Source organism: Tabrizicola fusiformis, from assembly GCF_013328815.1.
Classification (GTDB): Bacteria; Pseudomonadota; Alphaproteobacteria; order Rhodobacterales; family Rhodobacteraceae; genus Fuscibacter.
Genome location: NZ_JABUHN010000003.1, coordinates 136,526 through 148,999 on the forward strand (window position 1 = coordinate 136,526; position 12,474 = coordinate 148,999).

Annotated in this window: 11 protein-coding genes; 2 read left to right on the top strand and 9 right to left on the bottom strand. The window is 66.0% G+C overall.

The features are described 5' to 3' along the window. Positions 1–18: 18 nt before the first annotated feature. Together HS053_RS05465 and HS053_RS05470 are read right to left on the bottom strand one after the other, a co-directional pair. Complete coding sequence (locus HS053_RS05465; RefSeq protein WP_174210208.1) at positions 19–651, bottom strand: TetR family transcriptional regulator C-terminal domain-containing protein; 633 nt, start codon at positions 649–651, stop codon at positions 19–21. After that, positions 638–2,683, bottom strand: coding sequence for a CocE/NonD family hydrolase (locus tag HS053_RS05470; RefSeq protein WP_206677582.1), 2,046 nt, complete (start codon positions 2,681–2,683; stop codon positions 638–640). Before HS053_RS05470 ends, HS053_RS05465 begins: the two co-directional genes overlap by 14 nt. 117 nt (positions 2,684–2,800) lie before the next feature. Between HS053_RS05470 and HS053_RS05475 the strand changes: the two genes are divergently transcribed. Further along, complete coding sequence (locus HS053_RS05475; RefSeq protein ID WP_241699761.1) at positions 2,801–4,855, top strand: oxidoreductase; 2,055 nt, start codon at positions 2,801–2,803, stop codon at positions 4,853–4,855. 1 nt (position 4,856) lies between these two features. Next, entirely contained in the window at positions 4,857–6,368 is a 1,512-nt protein-coding gene (locus HS053_RS05480) for a trimethylamine methyltransferase family protein (RefSeq protein ID WP_174210209.1), read from the top strand. Positions 6,369–6,507: 139 nt separating this feature from the next. Here HS053_RS05480 and HS053_RS05485 read toward each other — a convergent pair whose 3' ends face one another. The 7 genes from HS053_RS05485 to fba form a co-directional block, all read right to left on the bottom strand. Next, entirely contained in the window at positions 6,508–7,185 is a 678-nt protein-coding gene (locus HS053_RS05485) for an HAD-IA family hydrolase (RefSeq protein WP_174210210.1), read from the bottom strand. Then, the gene (gene gph / locus HS053_RS05490; RefSeq protein ID WP_174210211.1) at positions 7,182–7,844 is read right to left on the bottom strand and encodes a phosphoglycolate phosphatase; all 663 of its coding nucleotides are present in this window, start codon (positions 7,842–7,844) and stop codon (positions 7,182–7,184) included. The genes HS053_RS05485 and gph overlap by 4 nt, the downstream gene beginning before the upstream one ends. Continuing rightward, positions 7,844–8,536, bottom strand: coding sequence for a ribulose-phosphate 3-epimerase (gene rpe / locus HS053_RS05495; RefSeq protein WP_174210212.1), 693 nt, complete (start codon positions 8,534–8,536; stop codon positions 7,844–7,846). Before rpe ends, gph begins: the two co-directional genes overlap by 1 nt. Then, positions 8,533–9,432, bottom strand: a complete 900-nt coding sequence (gene cbbX, locus HS053_RS05500; protein WP_174210213.1) for a CbbX protein — start codon at positions 9,430–9,432, stop codon at positions 8,533–8,535. The genes rpe and cbbX overlap by 4 nt, the downstream gene beginning before the upstream one ends. An 80-nt stretch (positions 9,433–9,512) precedes the next feature. Further along, entirely contained in the window at positions 9,513–9,902 is a 390-nt protein-coding gene (locus HS053_RS05505; RefSeq protein WP_174210214.1) for a ribulose bisphosphate carboxylase small subunit, read from the bottom strand. A gap of 10 nt (positions 9,903–9,912) precedes the next feature. After that, positions 9,913–11,379, bottom strand: coding sequence for a form I ribulose bisphosphate carboxylase large subunit (locus HS053_RS05510; RefSeq protein WP_174210215.1), 1,467 nt, complete (start codon positions 11,377–11,379; stop codon positions 9,913–9,915). A gap of 14 nt (positions 11,380–11,393) precedes the next feature. After that, a complete protein-coding gene (fba, locus tag HS053_RS05515) occupies positions 11,394–12,473 on the bottom strand; it encodes a class II fructose-bisphosphate aldolase (RefSeq protein ID WP_174210216.1) in 1,080 nt (359 codons plus the stop codon). Position 12,474 lies beyond the last annotated feature (1 nt).

Consider the following 12,474-nt stretch of genomic DNA (forward strand, 5'->3'; position numbering starts at 1 on the left):
TCTTTTCTTTGCCGGGGCCTATTTGCGCCCGTCCAGCGGCCCCAGAACCGCCTCGAGCGTGGACAGGCAAATGTCGCGCGCCGCCCGCGGCGACAGCAGCCGCGGCTCGATGCAGCGTTCCAGCCCCAACCCGTCCACCAGCGCAATCACCATTTGCGCCAGCGGCCTGACCTCAAGCACCAGCCCCCGCGCCGCGACCACCTCGGCCAGCACCGCCTCAAGATTGCGCAGATAGCGCGCATATTGCCGGCGATGTTCGCGCTTCAGCGCGGGGTTGTTGACGATCTCCCCCCAGAGCGCCAGCCAGATGTTCAGCTCTTCCCGGCTGAACAATTCCGGGGCAAAGATCGTCTCGACCATCGCCCGCAGCCGCGCGCCCGGTGGCGCCTCGGGCGTCGGCGCTTCGATCCCCTGATGCAGCCTGTGATACATGCTGCGATAAATCGCCACCATCAGCCCATCTTTCGAGCCGAAGTGATGGGTGATCAGCCCGCGCGACACCCCCGCCTCGCGGCAGATGTTGTCGATGGTGAATTCCAGAATGCCGCCCCGCGCCAGACAGGCCAGCCCTGCCGCAATCAGCGCCGCCTGTCGCTGCTCCGGGGTCAGGCGGCTGTATTTCGGCGCGGCGGGCACCTCAGACCATGTCACGCGCAATCTCCTCATCCCAGTGCCGCGCAAAGACCAGCTTGCCGTCCTCATGCGCCTCAAGCTGCATTTCGATGCGGAAATGCATGGCGGTGCAAGACATCCGCCCGCGCGAATGGTGCCGGATCGTCACCCCGGGAAAGGCCATTTCCACAAGGTAATCCGTGGTCATCTCGGCGCTTGTCGGGTCACCGTCCACCACCAGATGGCGGCAGATCCCGACCGAGCTTTGGGTCTGGCCGATGTCGGGCATGGTCTTGGCATAGGTCCATCGCGGGAAATCCACCTGCATCCGGCCCGAGAGCAGGTCGCGCGTCACCTGCCGGCGCGGCGCCTGCGGCACCTCATGGGCGATGCTGGGGGTCTGCGGCGCCTCTTCCGCCGGGCCGAACGCCGGCAGCGCGGCATCTTCGGCGCGCGGCGGGCGGACCGGCAGCTCCAGCGCGCTGTCGCCCAGATGCACCGTCAGCATCGCCAGTTCCGGCGAGGGCCAGGCGATGGGAAAGTAAGTGGTAGAGAGCGACACCGCCATCCGGTGCCCCGGCGGAAAGGCGTGGGCGATATCGTCCAGATCGACCACCGCATCATAGACCCGGCCCGGTTCCAGCGCCGTCGCATGTTCGTGGCTGTCGCGGTGCGTCAGGTTCAGCACGCCCAGCGCCACCCGGGCCACCCGTCCATCCGGCGCCACATCGTTCAGCCGCACCGCGACCAGCGCCTGCGGCCTGTCGCTGCTGAACCGCAGATGTAGCCGCGCCGCGCCCAGAATCTCCACCCGTTCCGCCAAAGGCGCCCCGGTGAACACCAGCGAACCGCCATCATCCTCACGCTGATCGCCGGGCCAGTCGGCATCGCCGCCATAACGCCCGACCTCCCCCGCGCCCAAGCCCACCCAAAGCGGCGAGCAGATACGCGCCTCCCCCTGCCCCGACCCGCCCAGCACCCCGCCCGCACCCAACGCCAGCCGCTGCGCCTGAATGCGCGGCGAGGGCCAGATATCCTCGGCCACCCAGCGCCCGGGGCGGGCGGCATAGCAGGTCTGCGGCGGCAGGCTGTCCTGCATCCAGACCCGATACATCGGGCCGTCCATCATGCCGGTATCCACCCCCTTCATCCAGTGATCCAGCCAGCGCACCACCTCTTGCAGCCAGCCGATGGCAGGCTCCACCGTCACGTCATGCGGAAAGCTATGCGCCCAAGGCCCGACCAGCCCCAGACGTGGCCCCGACAGCCCCGCCAGAAGGCGCGGCACCGCTTCGGAGTAATTGTCGGCCCAGCCGCTGACGGCATAGACCGGCACCTTGACCGCCGAAAAATCCTCACAAACCGAACCCTGTTTCCAATACGCATCCCGCCGCTGATGCTGCAACCAGTCCAGAATCCACGGCCGGTTCGCTTCAAGCCGCGCCTGCCACATCTCGCGCCAGCGGTCCCCCACCACCTGCGGATCGGGCGGCAGATCGTTGCCTGCGAACATGGTGGAAGACCAGTCGAAATTATCCTTCGACAGGCAGCCGCCGATCCAGTGGATATCGGTGGCATAGCGGTCATCGGTGGACCCCACCGTAATGACAGACCGCAGCGCAGGCGGCTGCCGCGCGGCAATCTGCAAGCCGTTGAAGCCGCCCCAGCTTATCCCGATCATCGACACCTGACCGTCGCACCACGGCATCACGGCCAGCAAGGCAATCGCCTCCACCCCGTCCAATTGCTCCTGCACCGAATATTCGTCGGTGATGATGCCGTCACTGTCGCCGGTGCCGCGAATGTCCAGCCGGACGCAGGCATAGCCATGCCCCGCCACATACATATGCAGCCCCTGATCGCGGGTGCGGGTGCCGTCGCGCAGCCGGTAGGGCAGATATTCCAGCAGAACCGGCACCGGCGCCCCCTGCAGGGCACTTTCCGGCAGCCAGACCTTGGCCGCCAGCCGCGCGCCATCGGCCAGGATCAGCCACAGCGTTTCAATCACGCTGACAGGGTGGGGAAAGGTGGTGCGGGTCTCGGCCATGGCGCTGCCCTGTTGAACGATCATGCAAGAGTATTGCAGGCAGGATGGCGCAGCCTTTGCGCTCCCGCAACTGGTTTTCAGCAGCCTTGACGCAAAGAAGCACCGCTGACTACTATACAATCATTCAACAATGAGGCCGCGATGACTCCCCAAACGGAACCCGGCGCAGACCCGGGCATGGACCCCGCCCATGCCATCCTGTTTCAGCCGGTCCGCATCGGCCCAGTCACCGCACCCAATCGCTTCTACCAGACACCCCATGCCACCGGCCTTGGCTGGCAGCGCCCGCAAGCCGGGGCCGCCCTGCGTGGCGTCAAGGCCGAGGGCGGCTGGGGCGTGGTCTGCACCGAATACTGCTCGATCCACCCCTCCTCGGATGACAGCCCCTATGGCTTTCTCACCCTCTGGGACGATGGCGACATCGCCCCCCTTGCCGCCACCGCCGACGCCATCCACGCCCACGGAGCCTTGGCCGGGATCGAGCTTTGGCACGGCGGCGCCCATGCATCGAACCGGATGACGCGGTTGCCCGGCCTTGCGCCCAATGTGCAACCGGCCATGTTCCACCTGCCCACCACCGCCCGGGCGATGGACCTGTCCGATATCCGCGCCTTCCGCCAATGGCAGCGCGACGCGGCGCTGCGGGCGAAACGCGCCGGGTTCGACATCATCTATGTCTATGCCGGGCATGATTATCTGCCGCTGCAATTCCTCTCGCGCCGCTCGAACGACCGGGGCGATGCCTATGGCGGCCCTCTGGAAAACCGCGCCCGCCTGCTGCGCGAGATGATCGAGGATACCAAGGACGCCGTGGGCGACACCTGCGCCGTGGCCCTGCGCCTTGCGGTCGATGAACTCCACGGGCCCCGCGGCATCACCAGTGAAGGCGAGGGGCGCGATGTGGTGGCCATGCTGGCCGAATTGCCCGACCTTTGGGATGTGAACGTGGCGGGCGCCCTTGGCAATGACAGCAAATCCGCCCGCTTCAGCCCCGAAGGCTATCAAGAGGCGCAGGTTGCCTTTGTCAAAAGCCTGACGACCAAACCCGTCGTCTCGGTCGGCCGCTTTACCTCGCCCGAAACCATGGTCAGTCAGATCAAACGCGGCATTCAGGATTTCATCGGCGCCGCCCGCCCCTCGATCGCCGACCCTTTCCTGCCCGCGAAAATCCGCGAAGGCCGGGCCGATGAAATCCGCGAATGCATCGGCTGCAACATCTGCCGCTCCGCCAATAACGAGGGCGCGCATCTACGCTGCACCCAGAACCCCACCATTGCCGAGGAATGGCGGCAAGGCTGGCACCCCGAGCGTATTGCCCCCGCCAAACCGGCGAGCGTTCTGGTGGTCGGCGGCGGTCCGGCGGGGCTTGAGGCGGCGCTGTCGCTGGGCCGCCGGGGGCTGCAAGTGACGCTGGCCGAGCGCGAAACCCGCCTTGGCGGCCGCATCCTGCGCGAAAGCAGCCTGCCGGGCCTGTCCACCTGGATCAGGGTGCGCGACTGGCGGGCGCATATGATCGGCAAACTGCCGAATGTGCAGGTCTTCCCCGGCAGCGCCATGACAGCCGCCGACATTGCCGATTTCGGCGCGGATCATGTCGTGCTGGCCACCGGATCGCGCTGGCGCCGCGACGGGATTGGCGTGGTGAACATGGACCCGCTGCCCCTGCCCGCCGCCCTGACCCCCGATGACATCTTTGCCGGGGCGCCGGTCACCGGCCCCGTGGTGATCTTCGATGACGAGCATTACTTCATGGGCGGCGCGCTGGCCGAAAAGCTGCGGCTGGCGGGGCATGAGGTGACGCTGGTCACCCCCCATGCCACCGCCTCAAGCTGGACCGCGCTGACCGATGAACAGGGTTTCGTGCAGGCCCGGCTCTTGCATCTGGGCGTGCGGCTGGAGCTTTCCAGCCTGCTGACCGGCCAAAACCACGACGCGGTGGACCTCGCCTGCGCCTATACCGGCGCCGCGCGCGCGGTCACCTGCGGCACGCTGATCCTTGTCACCGGACGCCTGCCGGTGGACGATCTGCACCGCGATCTTGCCGCCCTTGGCATCGCCGCCGAACGGGTGGGCGATTGCCTGCAACCCTCCTCCATCGCCGATGCGGTGCATTCTGCCCACCGCTTTGCCCGCAATTTCGGCGGCCCGCCCCCCGGCGTCTTTCGCCGCGAAATCCCCTCCCACAGGAGCGTCTGAGATGAGCAAGCGCAGCCGCCCCGCCCGCACGACCGGCACCTTGCAGCAGCCGCCCTTCGGGCAGGTGTCGCGCCCCTATGCGCCCATCGCCGTGCTGTCCGATGACCATATCGCCGCCATCCACGCCGCCGCCCTGCGCGTGCTGTCCGAAATCGGCATGGCCGTGCTGGAACCCCGCGCCCGCGAATTATTCGCCCGCGCCGGGGCCAAGTTCACCGGCGAGACCGTGCGCCTTGACCCCGGCCTGATTGCCGAATGTCTGGCCACCGTGCCGCAAACCTTCACCCTTGCCGCGCGCAACCCGCTGAAATCCCTGCGATTCGGCGGCAATGACTGCGTTTTCGCCTCGGTCGGCGGCCCGGCCTATGTGATGGACAATGACCATGGCCGCCGGGGCGGCACCCATGCCGAGATGTGCGACTACCTGAAACTGACCCACAGCCTGAACGTGCTGCACCAGATCGGCGGCACCCCGTTCGAGCCGATGGATCTGCCTGCCAACACCCGCTATCTCGACTGTTTCCTTGCCCAGATCCGGCTTTCCGACAAGAACTGGCAGACCGAGACGCTGGGCCGCGCCCGCACCCTCGACGGCATCGAACTGGCGGCCATCAGCCTGAACTGCACGGTGGACGATCTTGCCCACCGCCCCGCGCTTCTGGGCATCATCAACACCAACTCGCCGCTTCAGCTTGATATTCCCATGGCCGAGGGGCTGGTGACCATGGCCGAACACGGGCAGGTCAATGTCATCACCCCCTTCACCCTTGCCGGCGCCATGAGCCCGGTCACCCTCGCCGGCGCCCTCGTGATGCAACATGCCGAGGCGCTGGCGGGCATCGCCCTGACGCAGATCGTGCGGCCCGGGGTGCCGGTGATGTATGGCGGCTTCACCTCGAATGTGGACATGCGCTCGGGCGCGCCCGCCTTCGGCACGCCGGAATATACCAAGGCGGCCCAGGCTTCCGGGCAATTGGCGCGGCATATCGGCGTGCCCTTCCGCTCCTCCAACGTGACGGCGGCGAATGAGGTGGATGCGCAGGCGGCCTACGAATCGCAGATGGCGCTTTGGGGGGCGCTGATGGGCGGGGCGCATCTGGTGGAACATGCCGCAGGCTGGCTGCACGGCGGCCTGACCGCCAGTTTTGAAAAGCTGATCCTTGATGCCGAGATGTTGCAGATGATGCTGGCCTATTTCACCCCGATCCCGGTGGACGAGGCCAGCCTTGCCGTCGAAGCCATCCGCGATGTCGGTGCGGGCGGCCATTTCTTCGGCGCCGATCACACAATGAGCCGCTATGAAACCGCCTTCTACAGCCCGCTTTTGTCGAACTGGGACAATCACACCACCTTTATTGACCGGGGCAGCATTCAGGCCCGCGAACGCGCCAACACGATCTGGAAACAGATGCTGTCCGAATATCAGGCCCCCGCCCTCGACCCCGGCATTGACGAGGCCCTCACCGCCTATGTCACCCGCCGCAAGGCCGAAGGCGGGGCGCCGATGAACTGAACAAACGCCCCCTTCATCCTCTCTCCACAAATATCCTGCGGGTGCGAGCAGGGTGCTGCCCTTGCAGCGAAGACCCTGCGAAGCGCCGGAGGGGTGCAAAACCCCTCCGGGGCCTGCCAAAGGCGCTCCCCCTGCCCCTTCACCCCCAGCGCGCCAGATCAAACCCCGTCAAATCCGCCAGCACCTCAGAGGCCCCCGCAAAATCCTCGCCCGCCGTATAGGCCGAAGGCGTCACCACCACCCGCAGCCCGGCCGCGCGCGCCGACAAAACCCCATTCCGGCTGTCCTCAAACGCCAGCGCAGCCGCGGCAGGCAGGCCCAACCGCCGCAAGGCCAGCGCATAAACGTCCGGCGCCGGTTTCTTCGCCGCCACCTCATCGCCCGCCGCGACCACGTCGAACACATCGCCCGCCGCCCGGCCCCAGAGCGCCTGCGTCAGCGCCTCGACATTGCCGGGGCTGGTCGTCGTCGCCACCGCCAGCCGCAGCCCCGCCGCCCGCCCTGCTGCCACCAGCGCCAACACCCCGGGCCGCGCCATCAGCCCGCCGCCCGCCATCAGCGCCGCATAACGCGCCGTCTTCTCGCCATGCAGCGCCGCAATCGTGGCGTCCGACGGTCCGCTGCCACGCTCCTCGCGCCAGCGCGCCATCCGCTCCTTGCCGCCGGTCGTCGTCAACAGCCGCCCGTAATCGGCCATCGACCAGTGCCAGCCCAGTCCAGCCGCCGCAAAAGCCGCGTTGAAGGCCGCGCGGTGCGCCTCTTCCGTCTCGGCCAGCGTGCCATCGACATCAAAGATCAGCGCGGCCAGCCCGCTCATGCCGCAAGCCGGGCCGCAAGCCGCGATACAACGCCGGGAAGCTCGGCGAAATCGGCAAAGGCCGCGTCATGCGGCATCTCGGCCACCGGCGATTTGCGATAACCTTCGGTGTAAAGCGCAAAGGGCAGGCCCGCCGCTTCGGCGGTGGCGGCATCCACTTCGCTGTCGCCGACGAAAACCGCCGTGCCGCCACCCAGTTCGGCCACTGACAGATGCAGCATCGCCGGGTCCGGCTTCGGCAGCGTCAGCCGGTCACCCCCCACGACCGAGGCAAAGAACCCCGCCAGCCCCAGATCGGCCAGAATCGCCCGCGCCGGCACCTCGGGCTTGTTGGTGCAGATGCCCAGCCGATGCCCCGCCGCCGTCAGCGCCGTCAGCGCCGCGATCACCCCCGGATAGGGATGGGTCAGCGCGCTCGGCGCCTCGGTGTAATACCCCAAGGTCACCTTGGTCAGCCGGGCATGGTCGCCCGCAGGCAGGCCCCGCGCCGCAATCACCCGCTCCACCAGCTTCGGCAGGCCGTTGCCGACGAAAGAGGTAACCGCCGCAAGGTCCAAGGGCTCTGCCCCCTCGCCCACCAGCATCCGGTTCACCGCCGCCTGAATGTCCAGCGTCGAATGGATCAGCGTGCCGTCCAGATCGAAAACCACCGCAACCATCAGACCGCCACCGCTTCGGCTGCGGCGCGGATGGCGCGGATATTGGCGCCGTAAGGGGCGGGATTGCTGACCGAACCGCCCTTGAACACCGCCGAACCGGCCACCAGCACATCCGCCCCCGCCGCCGCGACCAGAGGTGCGGTCTCCACCGTCACCCCGCCGTCAATCTCGATATGGATCGGCCGGTCGCCGATCATCGCGCGCAGGGCGCGGGTCTTGGCCACCTGGCTTTCGATGAATTTCTGCCCGCCGAACCCGGGGTTTACCGTCATCACGCAGACCAGATCGACCATATCCAGCAGATGCGCCACGGCGTCCAGCCCCGTGCCGGGGTTCAGCGCCAGCCCCGCCTTTTTTCCAAGCCCGCGAATGGCTTGCAGCGTGCGGTGAATATGCGGCCCGGCCTCCAGATGCGCGGTGATCACATCGGCCCCGGCCTTGGCGAACGCCTCAAGATAGCTGTCCACCGGCGCAATCATCAGGTGAACATCCATCACCCCCTTGATATGCGGCCGGATCGCGGCACAGGTCGCCGGGCCAAAGGTGATGTTGGGCACGAAATGCCCGTCCATTACATCGACATGCACCCAATCGGCGCCCTCGGCCTCAATCGCGCGGCACTCGGCGCCGAAATTGGCGAAATCGGCGGACAGGATCGACGGGGCGATCTTGATACGGCGGTCGAACGTCATGCGGCATCTCCCTTGCGCGCGGTCTCCAGCCCGCCGTGAAAGACGCGGCTGGCCCTGATATCTTCGGCCTCGATGGTCGAGAGGGCGGCGGCCTCGACCACGCCCCCCCGGCTGAACAGCCGGTTGGCCTGCCGCAGCCGTGCCCGGTCCAGCGCATTGCGGATCGAACGGGCATTGGCAAACTGCGGCTGCACCCGACGCAGCGCGATATACTCTGCCAGCGCGGCCTTTGCACCCTCACTCAGCACATAATTCTGCGCTTCCATCATGCCCTCGCCGATCCGCGCCAATTCGTCCTCGCCGTAGTCGGGAAAGTCGATGTGATGCGCGATCCGGCTGCGGAATCCGGGGTTCGAGTTGTAAAAAAGCGCCATCCGGTCGGCGTAACCCGCAAGGATCACCACCAGATCGTCGCGGTTGTTTTCCATCACCTGCAACAGGATTTCGATGGCCTCCTGCCCGTAATCGCGTTCATTGTCGGGCCGGTAAAGGTAATAGGCTTCGTCGATGAACAAGACGCCGCCCATGGCGCGCTTCAGCACCTCCTTGGTCTTGGGCGCGGTATGGCCGATATACTGGCCCACCAGATCGTCGCGGGTGACGCTCACCAGATGGCCCTTGCGCACATAGCCAAGGCGGTGCAGCAGCCCCGCCATCATCTGCGCCACCGTGGTCTTGCCGGTGCCCGGATTGCCGGTAAAGCTCATGTGCAGCGTCGGCGTCTGCGCCGCCAGCCCCAGCGAGCGCCGCGCCCGGTCCACCAGCAACAGCGCCGCCGTCTCGCGGATGCGCGCCTTGACCGGGGCCAGCCCGATCAGCTCGGCGTCCAGCGCCTCCAACACCTCCCGCGCGCCCGAGGCCTCGAATTCTGCTTGCAGATCAATCATCTGGCTCATGGCCGTGTTCTCCCATGTCTGACGGCCCGGCCTTTGGGCAAAGGGGGTGCGGGGGGCCGATGCGGCCCTCCCGCCCGGTTTCAGCGCACCAGCTGATGCGTATAGCGGATCGACCGCCCGTCCACCTCGGTCCGGCTCATCGTCAGGGCCGGTTCCACCTTGGGCCGGTTGACGATGAAACTCATCGTCACGGTCTCAAACCCCCGGGTGCTGTCAAAAGCCACCAGCCGGATATAGGCCTCCGGCTCGGCCTTGCGGCAGGCGTCCAGCTCGATCATCACGCCCTTGGCGTCGCGCAGATCGAACATCGGATGGCCCCACATTTCCCAATAGGTGTTCCGGGGATGGGGGTCGTCGGTGTATTCCACCCCGATCGCCCAGCCCTTCGACAGGCAATAGTCGATCTGAGCGCTGATCTGGGCATCGCTCAGATCGGGCAGGAAGGAAAAGCAGCCTTGGGTCACACGCATTCTTGCCTCCTCACATGGCGACCGAGGCGGTCGGCACAAAGTCCGAGGCGTCGGTCGAGGTATAGTTGAAACTGATGTTGCCCCAGGTATCCAAGGCAGCTTCGAGCGGCTTGCACCACTTGGCGGCGGCCCGCAGGATTTCCGGGCCTTCCACGTCGATGTTGCGGCCTTCGTTGCGGGCCAGAACCATCGCTTCCAGCGCCACGCGGTTGGCGGTGGCCCCCGCCTGAATGCCCATCGGATGGCCGATGGTGCCGCCGCCGAACTGCAACACCACATCGTCACCGAACAGGCTCAGAAGCTGGTGCATCTGCCCGGCATGGATGCCACCCGAGGCGACCGGCATCACCTTCTTGATGTCGCCCCAGTCCTGTTCAAAGAACAGGCCGCGCGGCAGGTCCACGTCGTTCCGCGTCTCGCGGCAGACGTTGTAGAAGCCCTGAACCGTCAGCGGATCACCCTCCAGTTTGCCCACGGCGGTGCCGCAATGCAGATGGTCCACCCCCGCCAACCGCAGCCATTTGGCGATGACGCGGAAGGAAATCCCGTGGTTTTTCTGGCGGGTATAGGTGCCATGCCCGGCGCGGTGCATGTGCAGGATCATGTCATTGGCCCGGCACCATTCGGCAATCGACTGGATCGCGGTCCAGCCGATGATCAGGTCCACCATCACGATGACCGATCCCAGCGACTTGGCGAATTCGGCCCGCCGATACATCTCTTCCATCGTGCCGGCGGTGATGTTCAGGTAATGGCCCTTCACCTCACCCGTGCGCGCCGTGGCCAGATTGACCGCCTCCATCACATAAAGGAACCTGTCGCGCCAATGCATGAAGGGCTGCGAGTTGATGTTCTCGTCATCCTTCATGAAGTCGAGACCGCCCTTCAGCCCCTCATAGACCACCCGGCCATAATTCTTGCCGGAAAGCCCCAGCTTGGGCTTGGTCGTGGCGCCCAAGAGCGGCTTGCCGAACTTGTCCAGCCGCTCCCGCTCCACCACAATCCCGGTCGGCGGGCCACGGAAGGTTTTCACATAGGCCACCGGCAGGCGCATATCCTCAAGCCGCGCCGCCTTGAGCGGTTTGAAGCTGAACACATTGCCGATGATCGAGGCGGTCAGGTTGGCAATCGAGCCTTCCTCGAACAGGATCAGGTCATAGGCGACATAGCAGAAATACTGCCCCGGCGTGCCCGGCACCGGGTCCACCCGATAGGCTTTGGCGCGGTATTGGTCGCAGGCCGTCAGACGGTCGGTCCAGACCACGGTCCAGGTCGCGGTGCTGCTTTCGCCCGCCACCGCCGCCGCCGCTTCGATCGGGTCCACCCCCTCTTGCGGGGTGATGCGGAACAGCGCCAACAGGTCGGTGTCCTTGGGCTGATAGTCGCCGTCCCAATAGCCCATCTGCGCGTATTTCAGCACGCCCGCCTTGTAGCGCTGCTTCTTGTCGGTGATTTCGGTCTTGTTGCCATCGGCCATCTTCTTGCCCTCCCTCAGGCTGCTTTGGCGGTCTGCGCCGCCGGGTTCAAAGCGCCACTCGCATAGCGCCGGGCCATGTCATCCATTGCGATGACCTTGATCTTGCTGGCCATTCCGGCAGCGCCAAAGGCGTCCAGCCGGTCGCGGCACAGGTCGCGCATCGCGTCCATCGCCGGTTTGAGGAACTTGCGCGGGTCAAACTCGCGCCGGTTGGCCATGGCAATCTTGCGGAACTGCCCGGCCATCGCCATGCGGCAATCGGTGTCGATATTGACCTTGCGCACGCCGTGGCGGATGCCGCGCACGATTTCATCCACCGGCACACCAAAGGTTTGCGGCATCTCGCCGCCGTTCTCGTTGATGATGTCCTGCAATTCCTGCGGCACAGAGGAGGAGCCGTGCATCACCAGATGGGTGTTGGGCAGCCGGGCATGGATCGCCTCGATCACCGACATCGCCAGAATGTCGCCGGTGGGTTTGCGGCTGAACTTGTAGGCGCCATGGCTGGTGCCGCAGGCGATGGCCAGCGCATCCACCCCGGTGCGGGCGACGAAATCCACCGCCTGATCCGGGTCGGTCAGCAGCATGGAATGGTCCAGCTTGCCGGTGGCGCCATGGCCATCCTCGGCCTCGCCCTCGCCGGTTTCCAGTGACCCAAGAACCCCCAGCTCGCCTTCAACGCTGGCGCCCACCCAATGCGCCATCCGCGCCACCCGCTCGGTGATCTGGACGTTATAGTCATAGCTGGCGGGGGTCTTGGCATCCCCCATCAGGCTGCCGTCCATCATCACAGAGGTAAAGCCATGGCGGATCGCCGTCATGCAGGTGGCTTCGTCATTGCCATGGTCCTGATGCATACACAGCGGGATCGTGGGATAGATCGCCGCCAGCGCCTCGATCATCTTGGCCAGCATGATGTCATTGGCATAGGACCGCGCCCCGCGCGACGCCTGGATGATCACCGGCGCATCGGTGGCCTTCGCGGCCTCCATGATGGCCAGCCCCTGCTCCATGTTGTTGATGTTGAAGGCGGGCACGCCATAGCCATGCTCGGCGGCGTGGTCGAGAAGTTGTCTCAGGGTAATCAGCGCCATC

Coding starts and splice junctions, on each gene's coding strand:
- HS053_RS05470 (WP_206677582.1), bottom strand. CDS start 2,683: ATGATCGTTCAACAGGGCAGCGCCATGGCCGAGACCCGCACCACCTTT.
- HS053_RS05475 (WP_241699761.1), top strand. CDS start 2,801: ATGACTCCCCAAACGGAACCCGGCGCAGACCCGGGCATGGACCCCGCC.
- HS053_RS05480 (WP_174210209.1), top strand. CDS start 4,857: ATGAGCAAGCGCAGCCGCCCCGCCCGCACGACCGGCACCTTGCAGCAG.
- HS053_RS05485 (WP_174210210.1), bottom strand. CDS start 7,185: ATGAGCGGGCTGGCCGCGCTGATCTTTGATGTCGATGGCACGCTGGCC.
- gph (WP_174210211.1), bottom strand. CDS start 7,844: ATGGTTGCGGTGGTTTTCGATCTGGACGGCACGCTGATCCATTCGACG.
- rpe (WP_174210212.1), bottom strand. CDS start 8,536: ATGACGTTCGACCGCCGTATCAAGATCGCCCCGTCGATCCTGTCCGCC.
- cbbX (WP_174210213.1), bottom strand. CDS start 9,432: ATGAGCCAGATGATTGATCTGCAAGCAGAATTCGAGGCCTCGGGCGCG.
- HS053_RS05505 (WP_174210214.1), bottom strand. CDS start 9,902: ATGCGTGTGACCCAAGGCTGCTTTTCCTTCCTGCCCGATCTGAGCGAT.
- HS053_RS05510 (WP_174210215.1), bottom strand. CDS start 11,379: ATGGCCGATGGCAACAAGACCGAAATCACCGACAAGAAGCAGCGCTAC.
- fba (WP_174210216.1), bottom strand. CDS start 12,473: ATGGCGCTGATTACCCTGAGACAACTTCTCGACCACGCCGCCGAGCAT.